Genomic DNA, 25,774 nt, shown 5'->3' on the forward strand with positions numbered 1-25,774 from the left:
TGTCACGCGTGCCAGACGAGAAGCCACCCGGCCGGGTGGTTTTTTCATGCGCCCCAAATGGATTTCCTGTACCAAATGGATTTCTCGCACCAAATGACCTCATCGCCCATCATTAAAATATCGGCCTTGCATTCAAACTCCACCTTGCTGTTAAAACTGGCGTTGGCGCAGGTACAGCTTGGGCGTGACGCCGAATCGCTGGCGAAACAGCTGAATGTAGCTGCTGGTGTTGTCGTAGCCTGAGGCCAGCGCCACTTCGGTGATGCTCTTGCCCGCTTCGAGCAAGCTCAATGAGTGAAGCAGGCGGCTTTGCTGACGCCAATGCACAAATGTCATGCCCGTCTGATGGCGAAACAGACGATGCAGCGTTCGGCTGCTGAGGCCAAAGCGTTCTGCCAGCGTCTCTTGGCTCAGGCGGTTTTCGGGTTCAGCAATCAAATAGTTGGCGACCTTGCGCGCTCGTTTGTCTTCCGGCAATGGCAATTGCAACGGGGTGGCGGGGGCGTGCGAGATTTCACTGCCGAGCAGTGCTAGCCACGCCTGCTCACGCGTGTCTGAAGAGTTCAATGCTGTGCCGGACAGCCGCTTGAGCAGCGCCGTGGTGAGATCGTCGCAACGAATCAATTTGGGGGCCGGCATGGCATCCAACATCATTGCGTCTTGCACATACAGCAGTTCGCCTTCTACATCGGTAATCACCTCGGTTCGGTGCCGGCAACCGACGGGGATCCACGCTAAGCAGCCGGAGGCCACCGTCCAGCGCTGCTGCTCGGCTTCGACCATCAAAATCCCTTGGTTCACCCAAAACAGCTGACCTTCCTGATGAGTATGCCATTCAGTGATCGCGTTTTTGGGATGCTTGAGTGAGGCTCGGCGAATCGCAACCATTTGGCAGAAATTCCTTATTTTTTGTCTTAATGTCCAAATTCTGCCACGCAAATCGGCTTTAGCATAGAGAACAACATGGCGCAGTGAAGACGATAAGCGCCCATGTTGCGGATTCAATTGATGAACTGAGGAGAACAATATGGAACTGAAACACTTAACTCATGCCGCGCTGCTGGCGGTCATTGAAGCTGAGTATGTGGATGAGCGCGAGGTGGAGCGTTATTTCGCGTCCAGCTATCAACAAGTGGCCGATGGCGCTGTGCTGAACCTGAGCGAATTTAAAGAGCATCTGCTGACCTTAAAACAACTGACGCAGTCGATGACCGTGACTGTTGTAGCGATGGCGCAGCAGGACGAACATGTGTTCAGTCGCCATCAGGTTAGCGTCGAGAAACGCAATGGAGAACGCAGTATGGTGGAGGTGATCGCTCATTTTCAGTGGCGAGAGGGCAAAATTGTGCGCTGCGATGAACTTTCACGCGTGATTGACGGTGACCAGAGCGATAGAGCACTGGCGTCTGTGCGGTAATTCGATGAACGGGTTTTTTGTGCGATTGAGTTGAACTCAGCCGAGTGAGGTTGATGGAAAATTGAGCGCTGTGTAAGGCGCTCAAATCCCCGATTTCAGATAACTCAACTTATCAAAAAATAACCAATATGATAAATATTCTTTTTAAATCAATGAAATAACAAAATCGTCACAAAAATGTCATCGGGAGTTTTTAGCGTGTCCCCAGTAGCGCGCTGTCGATTTACTGAACAAGGAAGTCGGTTCAGCGATTCTCAAAGAAAATATCGGGGTTCACGATGAAAATGATGAAATCTACGCTTTTGGTGTCACTAGCACTGTGTGCTTCTGGCTCAGCATTCGCTGCCACCACATTGAATGGTGCGGGCGCGACGTTCCCATATCCGGTTTACGCCAAATGGGCGGAAGCGTACCAAAAAGAGACAGGTGTGCAAATCAACTATCAGGCGATCGGTTCTGGCGGTGGTATTCGTCAGATTGAAGCGAACACGGTTGATTTCGGCGGTACGGACGCACCACTGGATGCGATTGAACTGAACAAGGAAGACATGATTCAGTTTCCCATGGTGATGGGCGGTATCGTACCAGTGGTCAACGTTCCTGGTGTCAAAGCGGGCGAACTGAAACTGACGGGCTCTGTGCTGGCGGACATCTATCTGGGCAAAATCAAAAACTGGAACGATGCGGCGATCGCTAAGCTCAATCCGAACGAAAAACTGCCTAAATTGCCTATCTACGTGGTTCACCGCTCTGACGGTTCAGGCACGACGTTCAACTTCACCGATTACCTGTCGCGCGTGAGCAGTGACTGGCAATCCAAAATTGGTGTGGGTAAAGACATCAACTGGCCAAGCGCGGCGACGGATATCGGCGGCAAAGGGAACGCGGGTGTTGCGAACTACGTGACACGCACCAAAGGCTCTATCGGTTATGTGGAATACGCTTACGCCACGCAAAACCACCTGGCTTACACCCAGCTGCAAAACAAAGCCGGCAAGTTTGTGAACCCAACCGCGGCGAGCTTTCAGGCCGCAGCGGCGAATGCCGATTGGGAACACGCGCCGGGCTTTAAACTGATCCTCAACGATCAGCCGGGCGCGGCAACGTGGCCGATGACCTCCGCGACATTCATTCTGATGCACAAAGATCAGAAAGACATGGCAAAAGCGCAGGCAATGCTGAAGTACTTCACTTGGAGCTATCAGCACCCAGAAATGGCACAAAACCTCGACTACGTGGCGATGCCGGAATCGGTGGTGAAACTGGTGAACAAGACTTGGAAACAGAATCTGGTTTCCGATGGTCAAGCCGTGATCCGTTAAGCCGAGGATGCCCCGGTGTATGCCGGGGCACAGTCAGAGTGTTATGAATAAAGCGATTTCTCGATATCAGCCAGATAAGATTTTCTCCGCCGTCAGCTTCTTCAGCGCGCTGATGGTGTTTGCCGTGCTGCTCGGCCTCATCCTCTCTCTGCTTTCCGGCAGCCAGTCGGCGTTGTCGACGTTTGGTTTGTCGTTTGTCTACCGTGATGTCTGGGATCCGATTCACGGCGAGTTTGGCGCGGCTGCCGCCATTTACGGCACCTTGGTCAGCGCCTTCATTGCTTGTTTGATTGCGGTGCCGCTGTCGCTCGGCATTGCGGTGTTTCTGTCAGAACTCGCACCGCGCTGGGTTAGCGCGCCCGTCGGTAAAGCAATTGAGTTGCTGGCTGCCATTCCCAGCATTATTTTCGGGATGTGGGGATTGTTTGTGTTCTGTCCGTGGTTTTCCGACCATTTTCAAATGTGGGCCGGAGAGCACCTCGCGCAGTGGCCACTGATTGGCCCGTTGTTCAATGGTCCGCCGATCGGCATTGGCTTGCTCAGCGCCGGCATCATCCTCGCGTTGATGATTCTGCCGATCATCACGTCACTCACGCGCGATGCACTGGCGTCGATTCCCAATATCCTGCGTGAAACGGCCTACGGCATTGGCGCGAATCCGTTTGAAGTGATCACCAAAGTGCTCTTACCAAGCGTGCGCCGCGCGGTATTCAGCGCCTGTATTCTTGGGCTTGGCCGCGCGTTGGGCGAAACCATGGCGGTGACGTTTGTGATTGGCGGAACGAACCGCATTCAGGCGTCGCTGTTTATGCCAGCGACCTCAATTGCCTCGACCATCGCCCAGCAGTTTAACGAAGCAACGCAGCCGATTCACATCGCTTCATTATTGGGCCTTGGCGTGTTGCTGTTTGTCATTACGTTACTGGTGATGCTGATTGCAAACAAAATGCTGGCCGCGAACAACATGGGGGGCGTGAAAAAATGAACACCAGACGCATCAAAAACCGCCTGTTTCAGCTTTTCTGTTACGGCTCGGCCGCCATGGGGTTGCTGGTTCTGGCGAGTATTCTCTACACCCTGATTTCACGGGGCTTGTCCGGTATCAATCTGGCGCTGTTTACTGAGATTACGCCGGGGCCGGGCAGTGCGGGTGGGTTGAAAAATGCCTTTATCGGCAGCCTGGAAATGACCTTTCTGTCGATCTTCATCGCCACACCGATTGCGCTGCTGGCAGGGACTTGGCTAGCGGAGCAGGAAGCCGACAGCAAGTGGGCGCAGGCGATTCGCTTTCTGAACAACATTTTGATGAGCGCGCCGTCGATACTGGTCGGCCTGTTTGTTTACGCGCTGATCGTCGTGCCAAGCGGCGGCTATTCTGGCTGGGCGGGGTGTATTGCGCTCGCCGTTCTGGCGCTGCCAACCATCATCGCTGGCACAGAAGAGATGCTTCGCCTGGTGCCAAGCACACTCAAAGAAGCGGGCCGTGGCCTCGGCGCGGCCAACTGGGTGGTGGTGTTTAAACTCTGCTACCGTTCAGCGGCTTCTGGCCTTATCACCGCGATTTTGTTGTCGTTTGCCCGCATTGCAGGGGAAACCGCGCCGCTGCTATTTACCGCGCTCAACAGCAATTTTATGTCGACCGATTTCTCCGGTCCGGTCGCGAATCTGCCCGTCACCATCTATCAATTTGCGATGAGTCCTTACGAGAGTTGGCAACAGCTGGCATGGTCGGGCGCGCTGATTGTCACCCTGTTCATTCTACTGGTGAACATCAGTGCCGCGCATTTGCCGAAACTTTTCAAAAGGTGAGAACCATTTAAAGGTGAGAACCATGAATCACAACATAGCAACCACGATTTTGTCTCCGGCGACCACGGACACGGAGACTTCGGTGGACACTCTAGCCACCACGGCAAGCGAGGTGGTGCTGGATATTCGCGATCTGAATTTCTACTACGACCGCAAAGGGGAGCGCGCGTTAAAATCTGTGTCGCTGCCGATTTATCAACATCAGGTCACGGCGCTGATTGGCCCGTCGGGTTGTGGTAAATCCACCTTGTTGCGCTGCCTGAACCGAATTTACGCGCTGTATGGTCATCAACATGCCGAAGGCATGATTGGTTATGAAGGCGCCAATTTGCTCGATTACGCAGACCTCAACGAGCTGCGATCCAAAATCGGCATGATATTCCAAAAGCCGACGCCGTTTCCGATGTCGATTGCCGAAAACATTGCCTTTGGTTTGCGTTTGCAAGGCCACAGCAAGGCAGAGATCGAGCAGAAAATAGAACAAGCGCTTAAAGCGGCGCACTTGTGGCAGGAAGTGAAAGATAAGCTCCATGCCGATGCGCACAGCTTGTCTGGCGGTCAGCAGCAGCGTTTGTGTATCGCGCGCACCATCGCGCTGGAACCGGACATCATTTTGATGGACGAACCCACTTCCGCGCTCGATCCGATTGCTACATCGGCGATTGAAGCGTTGATTGGCGAGCTGAAAGAGAACTTCACCATCGTGATTGTTACGCACAACATGCAGCAAGCGATGCGCATTTCCAATCACACGGCATTTATGTATCTCGGCGAGCTGGTGGAATTTGGCCCGACGCGTCAAATGTTCCATCAACCCAAACAAGCGCGTACCCGCCGTTATATTTCGGGCGACTTCGGATAAATCCGCCCACCAGAGCGGCTCTCTGCACCGATGGGTCGCTCTGTTTTCTCTATCTTTGCGCATTGTTGTGCAGGCCATGCGGCAATGTTGGGGTTCTGCGTGCGGTGTCGCGCCGCGCCGATGCTTGGTTATGCTCACGCCGACCAAGCCATAACTGAAGGTTCTAAGTAAATGAGCCAATAGGGGTTTTTATCTTCGCCAATCACCCCTATATCTTGTAGTGCCGAACTCCAACAAAGATAAGGAAACACAATGGCAAACCAATACGTACCACCCAAAGTTTGGACCATGGACAGCGAAAACGGCGGTCAATGGGCCAGTATCAACCGACCAGACTCTGGCGCGCGCCATGAGAAAACGCTGCCGATTGGCGAGCACCCGATTCAGCTCTATTCGATGGGCACGCCGAACGGCCAGAAAGTGACCATCATGCTGGAAGAGCTGCTGGCGCTGGGCGTAAAAGGCGCGGAGTACGATGCATTTTTGATTCGTATTGGTGATGGCGAGCAGTTTGGTTCCGGCTTTGTTGACGTCAACCCAAACTCTAAAATCCCAGCCATGGTTGACCGTTCCGGCCCTGAGCCGATTAACGTGTTTGAATCCGGCAACATCCTGTTTTATCTGGCTGAAAAATTCGGTCACTTGTTGCCAACCGAAGCGGCGCCACGTGCGCAGGTGATGAACTGGCTGTTCTGGCTGCAAGGTTCTGCGCCGTATCTCGGCGGTGGCTTTGGCCACTTCTACGCGTACGCGCCAGAGAAATTTGAATACCCAATCAATCGCTTTGCGATGGAAGCCAAACGCCAGCTGGATGTGTTGGATAAACAACTGGCGAAAGGCACCTTCATTGCGGGTGAAGCGTACAGCATTGCCGATATCGCAATTTGGCCTTGGTATGGCAACCTGGCGCTGGGCAACGCTTATAACGCGGCCGAGTTCCTTGATGTGCAGAGTTATACCCATGTACAACGCTGGGCGAAAATGATGGCTGAGCGTCCTGCGGTGCAGCGGGGTCGCATTGTCAACCGCACCATGGGCGAAGCGTGGGAGCGCGTTGATGAGCGCCACAGCGCCGCGGATATCGATTCCGCTTTGGCGAAACAGCCCGCTTAACGGCAGCTTAAACGGTTCTTCCTAGTCGTTTAAAAACACGAGCAATGCCAATGAAATAGCCACGACGTACCGTGGCTATTTTTGTCTTTGGCGCAGGGTGTTTGGCGCGAATCGCGGGTTACATGTTGCGGTAATTCGGGCCGCCGCCCCCTTCCGGTGGGCACCACGTAATGTTCTGCGACGGATCTTTAATGTCGCAAGTTTTGCAATGCACGCAGTTGGCAGCGTTGATTTGAAAGCGCGGCACAGCATCGACCACAATCACTTCGTACACACCCGCAGGGCAGTAGCGCTGGGCGGGCTCGCCAAACTTGGGCAGATGCGTTTCAATCGGAATCGAAGGATCGGTCAGTTTCAGGTGACACGGTTGGTTCTCTTCGTGTTGCGTGCCGGACAGAAAGACGGATGAGGGTTTGTCGAAGCTCAACACACCATCGGGTTTGGGATACGTGATGGGCGCGCAGCGTGATTGATCGATGATGCGGACATGGTCTGGGTGCGGATCTTCCATCTCCCATGGCGCAGCGCGCTTAAACAGCGGTACCCAAATGTTCTGCTCGAAGCTATTGATGACGCCGCCCGCCACATTGCCAAAGCGGTGAATGGTGGCACAGAAGTTTTGTGACTGTTCGAGTTCTTCATATAACCAGGATGCCTTGAACAGCGACTCGTAATCGGGTTCAAAATGGCGTTGGTTGCCTGCATTGAGTGCATGCGTGATGGCTTCAGCCGCTAACATGCCGGATTTCATTGCGGTATGGCAACCTTTGATTTTGGCAAAGTTGAGCGTGCCGGCATCGCAGCCGATGAGCAAGCCGCCGGGAAATTGTTGTTTGGGCAAAGCGTTCAAGCCGCCTTTGGCAATCGCGCGTGCGCCATAGGCAATGCGCTGGCCACCCAATAAATGTTTGCTGAATGCTGGGTGATGTTTGAGGCGCTGGAACTCATCAAACGGGCTTAAATACGGGTTGTGATAGTTGAGGTCGGTGATCAACCCGATCGCAATCTGATTGTGGCCGAGCTTGTAGAGAAAGCTACCGCCCGTGGTGTGGGTTTCATTCAGCGGCCAGCCCAGGCCGTGAATCACTTCTCCCGCCTTGTTGTGCGGGTGATCGTCTGGCAGTTCCCAGATCTCTTTGATACCCAGTGCGTAGTGCTGTGGCTGCTTTCCTTCATCGAGTTTGAAATGCTTGATGAGATCTTTTCCCAAATGGCCGCGTGCGCCTTCGGCGAAAATGGTGTATTTGGCGTTCAGCGCAATGCCCGGTTCGAAATTGGCTTTCTGATTGCCCGTTTTGTCTAACCCCATGTCTGAGGTGATGACTCCAATCACAGCGCCGCTTTCATCATAATTGACGCTGGCAGCAGCAAAGCCGGGAAAGATCTCAACGCCCAGATTTTCAGCTTGTTTGGCGAGCCAACGACACAAGTCGGCCAAGCTCATGACGTAGCTTTGGTCTGAATTGCGCATGGTTTTGGGCGTCACAAAGTGGGGCAAGCGCACGTGGTTGTATTCGGTGGTGAGATAGAGAAATTCATCCGAACTGACTTTGGTTGTCAGCGGCGCATCCATGGTCTGCCAATCCGGAAACAGCTCATCGAGCGCCGTGGTTTCAAATAACGCGCCGGAGAGAATGTGCGCGCCCACTTCAGAGCCTTTCTCGACCACGCAAATGCTGACATTCGGCTCATGCTGTTGCTGGCAAATCTGCGCCAGTTTACACGCACAAGCCAGCCCGGCCGGGCCTGCGCCAACAATCACGACATCAAACTCCATCGATTCTCGTTCCATGTTTTTCATCCATGCGTCAACGGTATTTATGGATTAAATATAGTCCAGTTGACGTAAACGTAAACTCAACTAAGCTCAAAGAGTAACCTCATTTAACCCATTGAGAATGGCAGAAAGTGGATGATTTTCTGGTGAGTTTGAATGGGTTTGGTGGTCAAAGGTGGTTGATATGCGGGATTTAACCAGTCCAGAAAGCACAATATTTTGGCTCGCGTTAAACAGTCATCACCGAGCGGTTTGATTCCACCCAACATTCCCGATGGTCCGTCGCCCATGAAAGCGGCCAAGCGCTCAAGGAGGCTGTGTGAAAATCTTAGTAGCTGTTAAACGTGTCGTTGACGCTTACGTAAAGGTGAGAGTGAAAAGTGATGGCTCAGGCGTTGAAACTAACAACGTCAAAATGGCCATCAACCCGTTTTGCGAAATCGCGGTGGAAGAAGCGATTCGCCTGCGAGAGGCGGGCATTGCCGAAGAGGTGATTATGGTTTCCGTAGGTGATGTCAGTTGCCAAGAGCAACTGCGCGCCGCATTGGCACTCGGTGCCGACCGCGCGATCCACATTGAAACTGATGGCGCGCCAGAGCCGCTCAATGTGGCCAAACTGCTCAAAGCGGTGATGGCGAGCGAAGCGCCGGGGTTGGTGCTGCTGGGAAAACAGTCCATCGATACCGACAACAACCAAGTCGCGCAAATGCTGGCAGCGCTGACGGAGCGCCCACAAGGCACCTTCGCATCTAAAGTGGACGTGCAGGGCGACGCCGTGTTGGTGACGCGCGAGATTGACGGCGGGCTGGAGACGCTCAAGCTCGCTTTACCAGCCATCATCAGCACCGATTTACGCCTCAATGAACCGCGTTACGCCTCGCTGCCCAACATTATGAAAGCCAAACGCAAACCGTTAGATGTCACCACGCCGGACGCCTTAGGCGTCACGCTCACCACGCATCAGCAAATCATGGACGTCATGCCACCACCTGAGCGCAAAGCGGGCGTGATGGTGGCCAGTGTGTCTGAGCTAGTGGATAAGCTGAAAAACGAAGCCAAAGTGATTGGCTGAAGGGACAGGAGCAACCGATGAGTGAACTCTCGACTTTAGTCATTGCCGAGCACAACAATCAGGTGTTGGCTGTGGATACATTGCGCACTTTGCAGGCGGCCAACGCAATTGGCGGGAAGGTGAGTGTACTTGTGATGGGCGCGGCGTGTGCATCAGTCGCTGAGGCGGCAAAAGCGTGTGCGGGGGTCAGCCATGTGCTACTGGCTGAGAGTCCCGCTTATGAACATCGCCTGGCAGAAAACGGCGCAGCGTTGGTGACAGAAATCGCACGCAGCTACTCCCACGTGCTCGCACCGGCTACCACGTTTGGTAAAAACCTGCTGCCGCGAGTGGCGGCACTGCTCGATGTGGGACAACTTTCTGATGTGATGACGATTGAATCTCCGGATACGGTGGTTCGCCCCATTTATGCAGGCAACGCGCTGGCCAAAGTGAAATCACTGGATGCAATCAAAGTGATGACGATTCGCAGCTCAGCCTTTGATGCCGTCGCCAGTACGGGAGGAAATGCGGAGGTGAAAACCGTTGATCACGTGATTGAATCGGCGACGTCGCAGTTTGTCTCGCAGCAAACAGTGGAAAGCGCGCGTCCTGAATTGCCTGCTGCCAGAGTGGTGATTTCCGGCGGCCGAGGTCTGGGGAGTAAAGAAAACTTCGCGCTGGTGGAACAGCTTGCCGACAAACTCGGCGGCGCGATTGGCGCGTCTCGTGCGGCGGTCGATGCCGGTTTCGTCTCCAACGATTTGCAAGTCGGTCAGACCGGTAAAATCGTGGCACCAGAACTCTATATTGCGGTGGGGATCTCCGGTGCGATTCAACACTTGGCGGGTATGAAAGATTCCAAAGTGATCGTCGCCATCAACAGCGACCCGGACGCGCCAATTTTCCAGATTGCCGATTACGGCTTGGTCGGGGATTTGTTTGAGATCATGCCCGCGTTGATTCAGTCGGTGTGAGATGAATTTATGGCTTTGGATATCCGTTTTTTCGCAGCGGTTAAAAACTTAATATTTATTGCGTTGATCCAGTTTTTTAATTCGAAATGATGTTTTTTGATAGTTTTGCAAAAGTTTCGACCTAGCAGTTGGTTCTGTTGGTCGAAGAAAGGGAGCACCGAGTCTGATTCTGGACTCACGAGTGCTCCCTTTTTTTTACGACTACTTATTGTGCTGACAGATGACAATGGGGATGTACTTCATGGTGCCGTCCGGCATCTCACACATCACCAAAGGCCCTGTCGCGCTATTGCCTGCTTCACTTGCAGACAGCGCGCTACCACTAAAGATTGAAAAGCTGAGACAGGTAGCAAGCAAAAGTATTTTTCTAAACATAACCGCTCCTTAACGAGCTCACCTCAACATCGAGGTTTGAAAATAATTATGGACAAAAATACCACGCTTTCAAAGTATATCGACGATGAATGACGCCAAAATCGCTCATTAATGATCTCTTTTATTGATAAAATACTGAAATTGTCCATTTTTTACTGTCTAGCATGCTTTTTAAAAGTTTGATGCACTTTTTTGTGGTCTCAGGTCTTGGTTTACTTACTTTTCGACGCAAATAAAAAACCACCTCGATCAAGAAAGGTGGTTTTTTCGCTGTTGAGAGCGGCGTTACGTTACAGCGCGCTTGGACGTTGCAGATCTTGCACCAGTGCGTGGGCAAAACGGGCCGCTTCACCGCCTGTACAGGCACGGTGGTCGAAGGTAATCGACAGCGGCATCGCTTTCACGTTCATCAATTGCTCGTCTTTGATCATCACTTTTTCGATGATGCGACCGGCACCAACAATGGTGACCTGAGGCGGTGACACGACTGGCGTCGCGAAGATCCCAGCAATCGCGCCGAAGTTGGATAACGTGATGGTGGCGTGTTGCAACTGTTCGCGGCCAATCTTGCGTTCGCGAATCCCTTGCACGGTGGTATCGAGCCATTCACGCATCGCTTGTGGTTCAAATGTATCTGCGCGGCGCAGTACCGGCACATATAAGCCGTGGGCGCTGTCGACTGCAATGCCGATATTGACGGTGCTGTGCACGCAACGGGTCATGGTTTCGGCATCAAACCAAGCGTTCATTGCTGGCTCTTGCTGGCAGGCAGAAACAATCGCCTGAATGAGGCGAATCGAGATGTCTTCACCCGGCTTCCACTCGGTCAACAGGGCTTCTTCGGTGATGGTGACCGCCGCAACTTGCAGGTGCGATTCGGTCATGGTATTGATCATGGTTCTTCGCGCGCCTTTGAGCACTTCCGTGCCGGGGATCTGTTGGTCAGCGGCATTCTGCACATCACTCTCGACAATCAAACCATCGGGGCCGGTGCCTTGTAAACGCTGTAAATCCACGCCGAGACGCTGTGCCAGCAGGCGGGCCGAGGGCAGGGCTGAGAGTGATTTCTTCGCCGGGTTGGCCTGTTCGCTGCTGCCCACCCAGAAGTCATCCACATCCACATTGTGTGACTGGTGGGAGACATTGCCGACCACGGTCGCTGCGTCGTGTTTTTTCTGGGGACTGGATATGGCGTTGCCGGCGCTGTCGAGCTCTTCAATTTCCAGAAGCAAACTGCCGATGTTGATCACATCGCCTTCATTGCCGTAACGACTGATGATTTTACCCGCGTATGGCGCGGGCACTTCAACCGTGGCTTTGGCGGTTTCCACCGTCAGCACGACCTGATCGATTTTAACCACATCGCCGACGTTGACATGCCATTCGACGATTTCTGATTCGGCTAACCCCTCACCGAGGTCGGGTAACATAAATGACTTCATTTCCAACCCTCCACTAACGCTCGCGCAGCCAGCACGATGTCTTGTTCCTGAATCATGAAATAGGCTTCATTTTTGTAGTAGGGCATGATGGTATCCATGCCGGTGACACGTTTGGGTGGCGCTTTGAGCAGACACATCGCCTGCTCCGCCACGCGCGCCAGAATTTCTGAGCCGACGCCGCAGGTTTTGCTGGCTTCATGCACCACCAGTAAACGCCCGGTTTTCTCCAGCGAACGCAAGATGGTGTTCATGTCGACCGGTTTGATGCTGGCCAAATCGATCACCTCCACTTCAATGCCTTGCGCGGACAAGGTTTTGGCTGCCTGTAATGATTCTACGACGCAGGCGCCCCAAGTGACCAACGTGACATCGCGGCCTTTACGCAGGGTAAAGCAGGTATCGAGTGGTAGGGCTTCACCGTTGTTGGTGACATCGGATTTGACGGTGCGATAGATGCGTTTCGGTTCAAAGAACATCACCGGATCGTTGCTGCGAATAGCGGCCAGCAGCAAACCGTAGGCACGCTGAGGGGAAGATGGGACGACCACTTTAAAACCGGGCACGTGAGCAAACAGGGCTTCGACACTTTCCGAGTGGTGCTCGGGCGCATGTATCCCGCCACCAAATGGCGCGCGGAACACGGCCGGGCAGGTCAGGCGGCCACGGGTGCGGTTACGTATGCGCGCGGCATGGCACATCAAATGCTCCATCGCCGGAAACACAAAGCCCTGGAACTGAAACTCGGCCACCGGACGCAAACCTTGGGTGGCCATGCCCACGGCGACACCGCCAATCAGCGCTTCAGCGAGCGGTGTGTCGATGACGCGTTTAAAACCAAATTGGTCTTTGAGGCCGACGGTGGCGCGAAATACACCGCCGTTGTCGCCGACATCTTCGCCGAGCACAATCACATTCGGATCGTGTGCCATCTCATAATGCAAAGCCAGGTTGACAGCTTCAACTAAGGTCATTTCAGCCATGTTTACCTCCCTGCATGCGCATTGCTTTGTTGATCAGTTCGTCACGCTGCGCGTGGAGATCCGGCGTGAGCGATTCGTAGAGAAAATCGAACGCGGCTTCAGGTGGTTGCGGCGTGAGGTCGAGGTAGCGCTGCACCGCATGTTCCACCACGTCCTTGCAGTGATCTAGCCACTGCTCTTCGTCTTGCTCGGTCCAGACGCCGCTGTTCATCAGATAGGTTTTCAATCGGGCAACGGGTTCAAATTGCCACGCCTGTTGCAGTTCATCGTCACTGCGATAGCGGCTGGCATCATCGGCGGTGGTGTGGTCGCTTAACCGATAGCTGACCGCTTCAATTAAGGTTGCGCCTTTGCCTTTGCGTGCCCGCTCCAAGCTGGTGCGCACCGCATCGTACATGGCCACAATGTCGTTGCCATCGACAGTTAGGCCGGGAATGCCGGCGCCCAGTGCTTTTTGAGATAAGAAATCTGCCGCACATTGCAGATGGCGCGGGACGGAAATAGCCCACTGATTGTTGTTGACCACAAACACCAGCGGAATGTGCCACGCGCCCGCGCAGTTGATCGCTTCAAGGAAATCGCCTTTCGATGTCCCGCCGTCACCGCACATCACCAATGCTGCTTGATGATTGCCTTGAATTTTCAGTGCTGAGGCGACACCCACGGCGTGCGTGCATTGGGTGGCGATCGGGACGCAAAACGGCAGGTCGCGACAATGCACATGTTCATCCGGGGTGAAATCACTGCCGCGCTCATCGCCGCCCCAGTATTGCAGGTTCTTTTCCATGCCGATGCCGCGCGCCCACATCGCTGGCATATCGCGATAATAGGGCACAAACACATCGTCCACTTTGAGCGCCCGACCCACGGCAATGCCGATGGCTTCTGCACCCAAATGGGACGGGTAGGTCCCGAGTTTGCCGGTGCGTTGCAGCGCAACCGCTTTGTGATCGTAGGTTCGGGTCAGTAGCATATCGCGATAAAAACCGGTCAGCGTTGACACATCGGCCCATTCGGGAAGCGGCTTAACCAGATTGCCATGGTGGTCGATAAATCGTTCCATGGGTAAGGCCTGAATATTCATCTCAAGCTCCTTTTGACGCTACGCATCGAAGATGGCAGCAATTCACATCGTTACGCCAAAGGTGATACCGAGACTGATGTGGAGCGAAATGCGCAGGTGGCAGCGTAATGGACAGTTTTGAAATAGTGTCCTGCGAATTCCGACAACGGCATTTTTTATTGCTGTTCATACCACATTTATCTAGTGATGAATCTTGGTATAACCGGATAAGGTAAGTGTAACTAAATTGTTAAAATTCGCATCAAATTGGCGCAAGCGGGGGGAGTAAAGGAAAGCTTACACTCGCGCAAAAGTAGCAGAAAATGCCAGTTTTTGAGGGGCTTGATCGAACATGCTGAAAAGATTCACTCGATTGGAATCAAAATTTGCACAAATATAATGACGCATCCATTGCAGTCGAGAATGAGATCGCAGCCCGATTTGGTGCAACGACGGCTTTTTTGTATCCATGAAAAGCGCGCCTGAACCGAATATGACAGCGTTGTCATTCCTTACCAAAAGCCATGTACTGAATGTGCGATATTCGTGAGTTTTCATAGTGAGTCTTTTGTTATTTTGTCGATTCTTTGCACTATAGGCAGGGATACGGTATCGACTTGATGGACTGGACAAGTGAAAACAAAAGCAAGGCAGTGCACCAGACAAACCACGATTGGCGTCATTATGCCGATGTTCAGTGGTTTCTATATGGGGGAAATCAGCGCAACGTTTCGTCAAAAAGCGAAACAGCATGGTGTGAATCTCATCATGATTCGAGCGGGCGATTCACGGGATTTCACACTGCCCATTGCGTTAACGCAACTGAGCGCCTTGATTGTTGTTCAGCACTGCGCTGGTACCAGTTATGTCAAAGCCGCAACTGAGTTAGGTATTCCCGTATTTTCAATGGGGGCGAGCTACGCGCCGCTGCCCGTGGAACAGCTTTGCAGTGACCAGATTAGCGGGGTGGAGCAGCTTTATGACTGGTTGCTCGCTCTGGGGCATCGCAACATTGGCTTTTGTGGTGATTTATCCGTCAACGACATTCGCTCACGGTTCAACGCTTTTAAACAACGGGTCGACACGCAACGCGGCGAGGGCTTTCACAGTTCGCAGTTGTATTGTGTTGACAGCTGCTCGTTGTCTGCCGGGCGCAAAGCCGCCAGTGATTGGCTGAACATGGTGGGGAATGAGTGTACGGCCATCATCTGCGCGACGGACGAAAACGCCATCGGCATGATTGAACAATTGCAGCGCAACGGCATTCGTGTGCCCGATGATGTTGCGGTCGTCGGAATCGATAACATTTTCTCCGGCATGTCGGTCACGCCAGCATTAACCACGGTGGATCAACAATTGGAGGAGCTCGCCTGCAAGGCGTTTGAACGCGCGCTTGCCCGTATTGCCGGAGCGCCATTTCAAGAGGAAGTGATCCACGTTGAGCAAAAGCTGGTGGTGCGCCAATCCTGCGGCAACAGGGCATCGGTGGCTGACGCGAGTGACGCCTCTCAGTCGGTGCGTCAGGCGATGGTGTATGAAAGCCGTTATTCGTCGTCGGAGCTGTTTGATACCTTGTATTCCATCGCCAAAGATGGCTTTGATTCGATCCTCGATGCGTGCAGCCTGTATCAATGTAATTTGGCGTGGGCTGAGTTAAATCGCTACGACGGCGACGCGCTCTCCTTGTTGAAAGTCTCGTTTCTTGAGCAGCAGGCACTGCAATCTCGCCCCGCCAACAGCGCCCTTCGAACGCTGAGCGATCTGCCTTGCGTGGCCGGGGATCGGCCTTACGTGGTGTCGGTGTTGCCTGTGCATCGCGGCGAACGCGATTGTTGGGACATTGTCACTGCGGTCGAGAATCTCGACGGGCGCCAATACATCGGTAAATCGGCACTGTTTTACAACTACCTCGATATCTTGTCTCTGTTTGTTGAGCGAGACGCGCTGATCGAAACCAGTGTGCAGCGCCACAAAAAATCACAGCAGTTATTACAGCAACTCAAAGTGGTGTTGAACAGTTCGAACGATGGGATTTGGCAATGGGACCTGCTCGCCAATCGCCTGAGTTGGAATGGCCGGTTGACCAAGATGTTGAAGCTTGCCGATACGTCTGATGCCATTAATCCGCAAGTGTTGCTCAATCGTGTGCATCCGGACGATCGCCCCGCGTTTGAAGAGGTGCTGCAAACCTATCTGGATGTTTCCGAACCGTTTAAATGCATCCTGCGTTTGCGACGTGATGACGGGCACTACATTTGGGTGCAATTGAGTGGCGCGGTGATTCACAACACGCAAGGTCGACCGATTCGTTTGGTGGGATCCATGACGGACATCACGGAGCAACAGGAGTCGGCCGACAAAATTCATCAGATGGCCTATTACGACGGTTTGACGGGTGTGGCCAACCGACGAAAATTGATGGAAGTGATCGAGCATCATATTCAGCATCATCCCAACAGCACCAAAGCGGTCATGATGATGGATTTGAACCGGTTCAAGATCATCAACGATACATTTGGGCATCAGGTAGGGGATGCGTTGTTGTGCCATGTGGCGGAGGCACTGCAACAGACATTGCGCGCGGAGGATATCATCGGCCGCTTTGGTGGCGATGAGTTTGTGTTCTTCTGTGATGTGCAGAATGATTATCAAGCCCACGAACTGGCGAATCGACTGCTGCGAGCGGTCAAACGGCCGATGCAGTATGACAACATGGAATTGGTCGGCGAAGCCAGCATTGGAGTGGCGTTTTATCCCCTGCATGGCGTGGATGGCGATGAGTTGATCAAAAACGCGGACGTCGCCATGTACCGCGCCAAACAATTAGGCGGCGGTGAAGTGGTGTTGTTCAATTCGAACATGCATGAGCCATTCAAAACGCATTTACGCATCGAGCATCTGCTGGGGTTGGCGATTGACCAAGGCGAAATTCAAGTTCATTACCAGCCGGTCTTCAGTCGACAACATGATCACATCATTGCGGTGGAAGTGCTGGCTCGCTGGCACTCAGCAACCTTGGGGCAGGTGAACCCAAGTGAGTTTATTGTTGTCGCGGAAAACAGCTTTTTGATCATGAAACTGGGCGATTACATCATCGACCGAGTGTGTCAGGACGTGAAGACGTCGCCATGGTTGCAAAACCTTCAACACATTTCAGTCAATGTCAGCGCAAGGCAGTTAGGGCATTCGCGGTTTGCTGATAACCTGGCGCAGAAAGTGAACGATTATGGTTTACCCGCATCGCTGTTTTGTTTGGAAATGACGGAAACGGCGGCGATGGCCGACAAAGAGCAATGCCTTCGTACGTTGATAGCGCTCAAAAATGCCGGCTTCACGTTGTCGCTGGATGATTTTGGGACGGGTTTTTCGTCGCTTTCACTGCTCAAGCGCCTGCCGATCAGCGAGGTGAAAATTGATCGTTCATTTATTGCCGATATCGAAGCGCATCCCGCGAACTTGTCGTTTGTGAAAGGGCTCATCAGCATGGTGCAAAGTTTGGGGCATCGTGTGGTGGCCGAAGGGGTGGAAACTGAATCACAAACCCAATTGCTGCGAGCGCTAGGCGTGGATTTGATGCAGGGGTTTTATCTCGCTCGCCCAGCCAGCTTACGAGAGTTTGAGCAGCGCTTTGCGGATACGGAAGCAAGAGAAAAGGAAGAAACGTGACCGCTTCTTCCTCACTGTTTATTGCTCACCGTTTATTTCTCGCGGCCGCGCTGAGGCAGCATGCTTTTGACGTAAGGGCGTTTCACCCAATGGGTCATCAAGATCACGGCACTAATGTGGATGGCGACAGCAACCATGGTTAGATTGGCAAAGAATTCGTGCACGGCTTTCATGGCGTCTTCTTCCCAAAACATGTTCCACTGGGTTGCCCAACCGGTGAGCGCTGTGGCAATCAATGCCAGCCACATCACCCAAATCATCACCGCGCCTGCCGGGTTATGACCGATGTGGTTGTCTTCTTTGGTTGCCAAAACCTCTTTCAAGTGTGATATCGCCTGATTCACTGACGGTTTAAAGGCCGAAAGGCTCGCCGGGGAGTCGGTGATGATCCCCCAGGTTAGCCGCACGGACAGGGCGACCAAGACCCCATATCCGACCCATTCGTGCGTTTCACTGCCTGCTTCAGTGAAAAAGTAGTTCGACAGGAATAGTGCGGCAACGACCCAGTGGGTCAGACGCACAACGCCGTCCCAAACGTAAGGTTTAGTCATCTTTCTCCTCTTTGACTTTGCTCATGTCGAAGATGTCTGAACATGACTATGACACCAGACACTTAAGTGAAACTTAAGAATGAACGGTGCGATGGCGTGATAAGAGGGAAAACGTAAAGTGATTGGTTGGCAAGGAGAGCGCAGTAGAGAACGGTCAGGTGAAAAACCAGAGCCACTCGTTTGTGACTCTGGCTGACTGGAAGGTTACATCACGCGGTTGTCGCCGGTGCTGAAAGCGATGATTTGACTGATTTCGCTAATACTGCGGCCTGATTCCTGTTGCCATTGGCAAAAGGCGGCATTCGACGCTTGCAGTGAACGCTTGGTGTTCTTGCCACCCTCGATGATGCCGGTATTGCGCAGGTAGGCCTCGACGTCACCTGAGAGAATGAATGTATCTGCGCCCATTTGGCGTAGGGTGTACGGGCCGGTATTGCCGCCCAAGCGGTCGCCGTGTTTTTTCAGGTAATCCCACAATTCGGTGATGCGTTCAACTGGCCAGTTGGCGACCATCTCACTGAATGAGCCGTATTCCTGACGCGCGTCGTAAATCATGCGCGCATTTTTGGGAATCGACATCACTTTGGCGAGGTGACGGATGATTTTCGGGTCTTGGGCTTTCTGTTCCCATATGTCGTCAGACAGCATCAATAGGGGTTCGATGCGAAACTGGAAAAATAGCGCTTCAAAGTTGGGCCATTTCTTGCGCACCACATCCCATGAGATGCCGCATTGAAAGACTTTCATACTGAATCCCGACAACCAACGGTCGTCGGGAATAGCGGCTAACTCGGCTGTGCTGAGTGGTTTCTTCAGCAGGCTCTCAAGTTGGTCTTCTCCGCCTTTACGCTCGGCGGCACGTTGGTAGATTGATTGAAACGTTTCCATTGTCATGTGAAGTGCCACTTTTTGTGATGAGAAACAACAGTCTAACAGAGCGATGTGCGTTCGGCACGGATTGGTTACGCGGTGAGCAAACGACCTTGTCTGGCAATCTGACATTGATTTAATGCGATCCGAGTTTTGTTTAGCGTTGCAGTGATCCTGTATGTTAGACTAATTGGTATAACAAGTTGCTGTGGGATAGATATGGAACCGAACGTTAAGCTTTACCAGAAGATTGCTAACCGCTTCAAAACTGACATTGCCAATGGGGTATACCAGGTGGGTGACATGTTGCCAGCCGAGCGTTTGATCGCCGAGCAAATGGAAGTGAGCCGCACCGTGATTCGTGAAGCGATGATCATGCTGGAAGTGGAAGGTTACGTCGAAGTGCGTAAAGGCTCGGGAATTCGTGTCATCAACACCACCATCGAAGCACCCGCTGCTGATGCGAGCGCAACGTTGAGCGATGCGAGTTTTATGCTCACCTGCGGCCCCTTTGAGCTATTGCAGGCGCGTCAGTTATTTGAAAGCAATATTGCTGAATTTGCGGCCACGCAAGCGACCAAGCAAGATTTGGTCGCGCTGATGAAGATCCAAGAACAAGCTAAATCTGATGATTACAGTCGCGATTCCTACTGGGACAGCGAATTTCACATACAGCTAGCCCGTTGTACGCAGAACTCTGCAGTGGTGCATGTGGCAGAGATGCTGTGCAAACATCGCGAGAATAACCCGTACTGGAAGAAGCTGCATGAACACATCGAAGACAACAAAATTCGTAGTTGGTGCAGCGAGCATGATGAAATCGTCAAAGCGCTGATCAAGCGCGACCCACAAGCGGCGCGTCAGGCGGTGTGGCAGCACATCGAAAACACCAAGCAGATGCTGTTTGATGGTTCGAGCGACGATTACGACCGTTTTCTGTTTGCCGAAAGCCCCATTTCGACATTCTGATGATTTCAAGCGAAGCCAAGTGCTTCGCTTTTTATTGCTCAAAATTTGCTGACTAACGTACCCGCAATAAAAAATCAGGCGACCCGAAGGTCGCCTGATGGGCATCTGTGTCTTTCGATGGGTTTTATTGCACGGCTTGAGTTACAACGTCACGCCGCTCTTGAACACCGCGATTTCGCGAAAGTCATTTAGCTCATTGCGGGTCGGCTCGCCATTGACGAAATCGGCGACTTTGGCGACAAATTGTTCCAACAGCAAGTCCATCGATGTGCCTTCAACCAATGCGCCGGCGTTGAAATCAATCCAGTGCGGTTTGCGTCTTGCCAAATCGCTGTTGGTCGCAAGTTTCAAGGTCGGCACCGGGCCGCCGTACGGGGTGCCACGTCCGGTACTGAACAGCACCATGTGACAACCGGCCATTGCCAAGGCGGAGGTAGCAATCGCATCATTACCCGGCGCGCTGAGCAAATTCAACCCCGGTTTCGACAACCGCTCGCCATAGCGCAGTACATCCATTACTTGGCTGCGACCTGCTTTTTGCGTGCAGCCGAGTGATTTCTCTTCCAGCGTGGAAATGCCGCCCGCTTTGTTGCCCGGAGACGGGTTCTCGTAAATCGGCTGTTTGTGGTCGATGAAATACTGTTTGAAATCGTTGATCATCTTCACTGTCTGCTCGAAGGTGGTTTTGTCGGCGCAGCGGCTCATGAGAATATGTTCGGCGCCAAACATCTCCGGCACTTCGGTCAGCACTGTGGTGCCGCCATGTGTCACCAAGTAATCGGAGAAACGCCCCAGCAATGGGTTGGCGGTGATGCCTGAAAATCCATCTGAGCCGCCGCATTCCAAGCCAAAGCGCACTTCGCTCAGATAGCCTGGTTCACGTTGATCGCTTGCCATTTTGTCGAGCAGTTTCTTCATCAGTTCGACGCCGGTTTCCACTTCATCATCGTGTTTTTGGCAGATCATGAATTCCACCCGCTCCGGGTCGAAATCGCCCAGCGAGTCACGAAACGCATTCACTTGGTTGTTTTCACAACCAAGGCCAACGACCAGAACCCCGCCCGCGTTGGGATGTTTGACCAGATTTTGCAACAGCACCTTGGTGTTGTTGTGGTCATCGCCCAGTTGCGAGCAGCCATATTGATGGGTGAAGACCTGAATGCCGTCGATGTGGGACAGATCCATCTCTGCTTCGACCTGCTTTTTCATCATCTTGGCCATGGCATTGACGCAGCCCACGGTTGGAATGATCCACAGTTCGTTGCGAATACCGACGGTGCCATTGGCGCGGCGATAGAGCGACACCGGCGTATTGGCCAGTGAGCTACTGACCGACTGAAAATCGGGCTGGTAGTCGTAGTCGTTCAGGTCGCTGAGGTTGGTGCGAATGTTGTCTTGATACACTCGCTGCCCGATGGCAATCGGCGCCAAAGCATGGCCAATTGGCGCGCCGTATTTGATCACCCGATCGTTGGGCGCGAAATCATTCAGTGCCACTTTGTGCGCTTGCGGAATGGCTTCCAGCAACGTCAGGGTTTGACCATCGAGTTCCACGGTCAACCCTGCGTCCAAATCGCGCAGTGCCACGGCGACATTATCGCTCGGATGAATTTTGAGTAATGGATTCACAAGCTTCCCCTTAACAACGGCTGAGTGCGTCTCGCATGCCTTGCGCGCAAATGCGTTCAACGTGCGCCGTTACGCATTCTGCCAGCCCCGGAACGCGGGTGAGGTCAGTTTCCCAGTGCGCGGTATTGCTCAATACACCGTCAACCAGTTCGCGGTGGCTGCTTTCACCCCGTTCGACTTTTGGCCATGCGCTGGCAAAGAAATCGAGCCAAGGCTGGTCATCGGCGAGGGCATATTCGCCCTCGGCGCGTTGCCCGCGATAGAAGGTGATGAGGGCTGCCAGCGCAAAGCTCAGGTAACGCGGCAGTTGACCTTGTGCCTGCTGGTAGGTGAGCAACTGCGGCAGAATACGTGTTTTGAATTTGGTCATGCTGTTGAGTGCAATCGACAATAACAAATGCTTGATGTACGGGTTTTTGAAGCGGTATTCGACATCGCGTGCAAAGGCGCGCAGTTCATCTTTTGGTAATGACAAGGTCGGAATGATTTCGTCAAACATCACCGTTTTGAGGTACGCGGCGATCTGCTCGTCTTGCATGCTGTCGCCCACCGTATCGATGCCAGCCTGAAACGCCACCGGGACTAACGCGGTGTGCGCACCATTCAAAATGGCGACTTTACGCTCTTTGTATGGCTTGATGTCGTCAACAATTTTGATGTTCAGTGCCTGTTCGTCGCTCAGTTGATCAAGACACAGTGCTTGGTTCAGCCATTGCGGGCCTTGAATCACGAACAGGTAGAAGTTCTCTGCGCTGACCATAAAGGTGTCGTGGTAATTGAGTTCCGCTTCCAAAGCGGCCACTTCATCTTTTGGATAGCCAGTGACAATGCGATCCACCAAAGTGGAGCAGAACGTATTGGCACTTTCCACCCAGTCACGAAACGCCGCAGGTAGAGCCCAAAGGTCGATGTAACGCAACACGATGGCTTTGAGCGCTTCGCCGTTGTAATCAATCAACTCGCAAGGAATGAGGGTCCAGCCTTTGTCTTGCGCGCCGTCGAAGTGATTGAAGCGCTCCCACAACATGCGGGTCAATTTAGCCGGGTAGCTGCTGGGGGGCAAATCGCTCAGTTGATCGCTGTCGACAAACGCAATGCCAGCCTCGGTGGTATTGGAAAACACAAACTCAATGTCTGGGTTTTTCGCGCGTTCCAGAATCGCTTCGAATTCGCGGTACGCCGACAACTCTTCGTTGACGGAATAGATGATGCGCGATTGAGACACCGCTTCGCCGGACTCGTCCAGACCGCGAATCAGCGTGGTGTACAAGCCATGTTGTGTATTGAGGCTGGGTGGAAACTCGCCGCCAATCGGGCGAATGACACTGACGCCAGCGTTGAAGTCGGTGTGTTGGTTCAACTGGTCAATTTGCCAGTCTAAAAATGCGCGCAGAAAGTTGCCTTCACCAAATTGAATGATTTTGGTCGGATACGACGGGCCGGGAAAAGTATCGCGATTAAGCTGTTTCATCATAAGTACCTGTTGGGGGCTGCCCAACCTTAGGGCGGGCAGCGAATCTCGGGCGTTTAAACGTGGCAAAAGTGGATCACTTGTGCGTGATGCCAAAATAGTTTTTTGCGTTGTGGTAGCAGATGTCCGACACCATGCGGCTCAGCAAATCAAAGTCGGCTGGCGCTTCGCCGTTCTCCACCCATTGGCCAATCATCTGGCACAGAATGCGGCGGAAGTATTCGTGGCGAGTGTAAGAAAGGAAGCTACGACTGTCGGTCAGCATGCCGACGAAACGGCTCAGCAAGCCCAGTTGCGCGAGCTGCGTCATCTGACGTTCCATGCCATCTTTCTGATCGTTGAACCACCAACCCGAGCCAAACTGGATCTTGCCTTCCACACCGCCGCCTTGGAAGTTGCCACACATGGTCGCAATGACTTCGTTATCGCGTGGGTTCAAGCAATACAGAATGGTCTTGGGTAGTGCATCGTCACGATCCAGCGCATTCAGCAGGCGTGCCAGCGGCAGGGCGACTTCGCCATCATTGATGGAATCGAAACCCGTGTCGGGGCCGAGCAGATTGAACATGCGTTGGTTGTTGTTCCGCAGCGCCCCGATGTGATACTGCTGCACCCAGCCACGTTTGGCGTACGCTCTCCCCAGATAAACCAGCACAGCGGTTTTAAATTGCGCGGTTTCAAAGGGCGTTACCGCGCCGCCCGCAAGGCGTTTGGCTAAGATGGCATCGAGCTCTTGCTCGGTTGCGTCTTCGTAGCTCACCGTATCGAGCGCATGGTCAGTCACGCAGCAGCCGTGATCGGCGAAATGTTGCAGGCGTTTGTCCAGCGCTTGGCACAAATCGGCAAAGCGGTGAATTTCCACATCTGCCACTTCAGCCAGCGCTGCCATGTAATCGGTGAAGGTGTCGAGGTGAATGTTAAATGCTTTGTCTGGGCGCCAGCTTGGTAGCATTTGTACCGGGAAGTCTTTGTCTTCAGCGACACGTTTGTGCGCGCTTAAATCGTCAATTGGATCGTCGGTGGTGCCAACCATTTCCACGTTCATCTTCTGCATGATCGCGCGCGCACTGAACTCTGGGCTGGCCAGCATTTCATTGCATTGATCCCAAACGCGCGGGGCGCTCTCTTCATTCAAGACCATGCCTGTAATACCAAACGGACGACGCAGTTCGAGGTGCGTCCAGTGGTAAATCGGGTTGCCGATGGTAAACGGCACCGTGCGGGCAAAGGCCATGAATTTGTCTTTGTCAGACGCGTTGCCCGTACATAGGCGCTCGTCGACGCCATTACTGCGCATCGCACGCCATTTGTAATGGTCGCCACGCAGCCAGATGTCGGTCAGGTTCTGAAAGCGGTAGTCGTCGGCCACTTGCTGTGGTGGCAAGTGACAGTGGTAATCAATGATCGGCATGTCCGCGGCGACGTCGTGATAGAGGCGACGCGCAAACTCGTTATTCAGCAGAAAGTTCTCAGAGAGGAAAGTTGTCATGTCCTTAATCTCAGTTGTTATACCAATTTGGTTTTAAAGATACATTAGATGTTCGCTTGTTCAAGAGTCTAGCGAGCTTATAGGGAGACAATGTGTGACTTAGGTCTCAATAACTGGCTCGTATATGATGTTTTTGTTGGTGAGATCTGATTTTAGAAAGTTGTTATACAAAAAGTAGTGTTTTTTGATCTCGTTTTGGTTTTTTATCATTTTGACATGTAATATATATTTTTAATTAGTCAGACCAATTAAGGGCATTCAGGACGAGAATGATGGCCCCACAATTGAATAACAACAAGACCCGGGGCGGACTAATGAATATGTGGGACCGCATCAGAAGAGAAACGCAATGATAATTGAGTTAATCAATGAGTATATAAACAGAGGGCTTCGCCTGCTGCTGACGCTATTTATGGCTGTGATGATCATCGCTGTTGTTTGGCAAGTCTTTACCCGCTTTGTGTTAAATGACCCGGCCAACTTCACGGATGAGTTGTCACGTTATCTATTGATTTGGATTGGCGTCCTAGGCGGCGCTTACACTTTTTCGATTCGACGCCATTTGGCGCTGGAGCTCCTTTCCTCAAGATATGGTGAAAAAGGAAGAAACGTTCTATCCATTTTGACCAACCTGATTGTGGTGATGCTCTCAACCGTGGCCTTTATTTACGGCGGCTATTTATTGGTGAGTTCGACCATCGCAAACGGGCAAATTTCGCCGGGCATTGTGATTGGCGGTCATCATCTGTTAATTGGCTATGTCTATTTGGTGGTGCCAATTTCTGGCGTGTTGATTACCTATTTTGGTGTTCTGGATATTTTCAGATCGATTTATTTTCTGACTCAAACTCGCAGCGACCACCGCGTATAAAGTCTCGCGTTAGGAACAGACATCATGACATTAACGGATTTGTTATTTTCACAAGAATTCCTGATGAACG

The 25,774-nt window shown here is 52.7% G+C and carries 21 protein-coding genes; 11 read left to right on the top strand and 10 right to left on the bottom strand.

The genetic code is table 11. The features are described 5' to 3' along the window. Positions 1-150: 150 nt before the first annotated feature. Positions 151-888, bottom strand: coding sequence for an AraC family transcriptional regulator (locus ACF8PK_RS17200; protein WP_392442647.1), 738 nt, complete (start codon positions 886-888; stop codon positions 151-153). Between the two features lie 139 nt (positions 889-1,027). Between ACF8PK_RS17200 and ACF8PK_RS17205 the strand changes: the two genes are divergently transcribed. The 6 genes from ACF8PK_RS17205 to yghU all read left to right on the top strand — a co-directional run bounded on the left by ACF8PK_RS17205 (position 1,028) and on the right by yghU (position 6,523). Further along, positions 1,028-1,417 (top strand): nuclear transport factor 2 family protein, encoded by a 390-nt coding sequence (locus tag ACF8PK_RS17205; RefSeq protein WP_202651045.1) that lies wholly within the window; start codon positions 1,028-1,030, stop codon positions 1,415-1,417. Between the two features lie 278 nt (positions 1,418-1,695). Next, positions 1,696-2,739 carry a phosphate ABC transporter substrate-binding protein PstS gene (pstS, locus tag ACF8PK_RS17210; RefSeq protein WP_392442650.1) on the top strand — a complete coding sequence of 348 codons (1,044 nt, stop codon included), beginning with the start codon at positions 1,696-1,698 and terminating at the stop codon, positions 2,737-2,739. A 19-nt stretch (positions 2,740-2,758) separates the two neighbouring features. Beyond that, a complete protein-coding gene (pstC, locus tag ACF8PK_RS17215) occupies positions 2,759-3,724 on the top strand; it encodes a phosphate ABC transporter permease subunit PstC (protein ID WP_392442653.1) in 966 nt (321 codons plus the stop codon). Then, a complete protein-coding gene (gene pstA / locus ACF8PK_RS17220) occupies positions 3,721-4,548 on the top strand; it encodes a phosphate ABC transporter permease PstA (RefSeq protein ID WP_055465137.1) in 828 nt (275 codons plus the stop codon). The genes pstC and pstA overlap by 4 nt, the downstream gene beginning before the upstream one ends. A gap of 22 nt (positions 4,549-4,570) precedes the next feature. Beyond that, on the top strand, positions 4,571-5,410 hold the full coding sequence (gene pstB, locus ACF8PK_RS17225; protein WP_392442655.1) for a phosphate ABC transporter ATP-binding protein PstB: 840 nt from the start codon (positions 4,571-4,573) through the stop codon (positions 5,408-5,410). Positions 5,411-5,662: 252 nt separating this feature from the next. After that, positions 5,663-6,523 (top strand): glutathione-dependent disulfide-bond oxidoreductase, encoded by an 861-nt coding sequence (gene yghU / locus ACF8PK_RS17230; RefSeq protein WP_392442657.1) that lies wholly within the window; start codon positions 5,663-5,665, stop codon positions 6,521-6,523. A 118-nt stretch (positions 6,524-6,641) separates the two neighbouring features. On the opposite strand, the gene ACF8PK_RS17235 is transcribed toward yghU, so the two are convergent. Next, positions 6,642-8,315, bottom strand: a complete 1,674-nt coding sequence (locus ACF8PK_RS17235) for an electron transfer flavoprotein-ubiquinone oxidoreductase (RefSeq protein WP_392442658.1) — start codon at positions 8,313-8,315, stop codon at positions 6,642-6,644. Positions 8,316-8,619: 304 nt separating this feature from the next. On the opposite strand from ACF8PK_RS17235, the gene ACF8PK_RS17240 reads away from it, so the two are divergent. After that, positions 8,620-9,372, top strand: a complete 753-nt coding sequence (locus ACF8PK_RS17240; RefSeq protein ID WP_392442660.1) for an electron transfer flavoprotein subunit beta/FixA family protein — start codon at positions 8,620-8,622, stop codon at positions 9,370-9,372. A 17-nt stretch (positions 9,373-9,389) separates the two neighbouring features. Beyond that, entirely contained in the window at positions 9,390-10,328 is a 939-nt protein-coding gene (locus ACF8PK_RS17245; protein ID WP_392442662.1) for an electron transfer flavoprotein subunit alpha/FixB family protein, read from the top strand. A gap of 665 nt (positions 10,329-10,993) precedes the next feature. Here the strand turns inward: ACF8PK_RS17245 and ACF8PK_RS17250 are convergent. From ACF8PK_RS17250 to pdhA, 3 genes are read right to left on the bottom strand one after another with little or no spacing between them, the layout of a single operon-like run. Continuing rightward, positions 10,994-12,145, bottom strand: a complete 1,152-nt coding sequence (locus ACF8PK_RS17250) for a dihydrolipoamide acetyltransferase family protein (RefSeq protein WP_392442664.1) — start codon at positions 12,143-12,145, stop codon at positions 10,994-10,996. Continuing rightward, entirely contained in the window at positions 12,142-13,125 is a 984-nt protein-coding gene (locus ACF8PK_RS17255; RefSeq protein ID WP_004727876.1) for an alpha-ketoacid dehydrogenase subunit beta, read from the bottom strand. Before ACF8PK_RS17255 ends, ACF8PK_RS17250 begins: the two co-directional genes overlap by 4 nt. Further along, positions 13,118-14,209, bottom strand: a complete 1,092-nt coding sequence (gene pdhA / locus ACF8PK_RS17260) for a pyruvate dehydrogenase (acetyl-transferring) E1 component subunit alpha (RefSeq protein ID WP_238819454.1) — start codon at positions 14,207-14,209, stop codon at positions 13,118-13,120. The genes ACF8PK_RS17255 and pdhA overlap by 8 nt, the downstream gene beginning before the upstream one ends. Positions 14,210-14,821: 612 nt before the next feature. Between pdhA and ACF8PK_RS17265 the strand changes: the two genes are divergently transcribed. After that, positions 14,822-17,854, top strand: a complete 3,033-nt coding sequence (locus tag ACF8PK_RS17265) for an EAL domain-containing protein (RefSeq protein ID WP_392442667.1) — start codon at positions 14,822-14,824, stop codon at positions 17,852-17,854. Between the two features lie 32 nt (positions 17,855-17,886). Here ACF8PK_RS17265 and ACF8PK_RS17270 read toward each other — a convergent pair whose 3' ends face one another. Continuing rightward, complete coding sequence (locus ACF8PK_RS17270) at positions 17,887-18,405, bottom strand: cytochrome b/b6 domain-containing protein (protein WP_392442670.1); 519 nt, start codon at positions 18,403-18,405, stop codon at positions 17,887-17,889. Between the two features lie 204 nt (positions 18,406-18,609). Further along, positions 18,610-19,299, bottom strand: coding sequence for a DNA-3-methyladenine glycosylase I (locus ACF8PK_RS17275; protein WP_041943349.1), 690 nt, complete (start codon positions 19,297-19,299; stop codon positions 18,610-18,612). A gap of 195 nt (positions 19,300-19,494) precedes the next feature. On the opposite strand from ACF8PK_RS17275, the gene ACF8PK_RS17280 reads away from it, so the two are divergent. Beyond that, entirely contained in the window at positions 19,495-20,244 is a 750-nt protein-coding gene (locus ACF8PK_RS17280) for a GntR family transcriptional regulator (RefSeq protein ID WP_014258197.1), read from the top strand. 141 nt (positions 20,245-20,385) lie between these two features. On the opposite strand, the gene ACF8PK_RS17285 is transcribed toward ACF8PK_RS17280, so the two are convergent. The 3 genes from ACF8PK_RS17285 to uxaC all read right to left on the bottom strand — a co-directional run bounded on the left by ACF8PK_RS17285 (position 20,386) and on the right by uxaC (position 24,833). Next, entirely contained in the window at positions 20,386-21,873 is a 1,488-nt protein-coding gene (locus tag ACF8PK_RS17285) for a UxaA family hydrolase (RefSeq protein ID WP_275725051.1), read from the bottom strand. A 10-nt stretch (positions 21,874-21,883) separates the two neighbouring features. Continuing rightward, complete coding sequence (locus ACF8PK_RS17290; RefSeq protein ID WP_392442674.1) at positions 21,884-23,347, bottom strand: tagaturonate reductase; 1,464 nt, start codon at positions 23,345-23,347, stop codon at positions 21,884-21,886. 73 nt (positions 23,348-23,420) lie between these two features. Beyond that, positions 23,421-24,833 (bottom strand): glucuronate isomerase, encoded by a 1,413-nt coding sequence (gene uxaC, locus ACF8PK_RS17295; protein WP_014258201.1) that lies wholly within the window; start codon positions 24,831-24,833, stop codon positions 23,421-23,423. Positions 24,834-25,182: 349 nt separating this feature from the next. Here uxaC and ACF8PK_RS17300 point away from each other — a divergent pair, with 349 nt between their 5' ends. Continuing rightward, entirely contained in the window at positions 25,183-25,704 is a 522-nt protein-coding gene (locus ACF8PK_RS17300) for a TRAP transporter small permease (protein WP_014258202.1), read from the top strand. Positions 25,705-25,774: the final 70 nt, after the last annotated feature.

Source organism: Vibrio sp. CJQ_6, assembly GCF_043106745.1.
Lineage (GTDB): Bacteria > Pseudomonadota > Gammaproteobacteria > Enterobacterales > Vibrionaceae > Vibrio > Vibrio furnissii.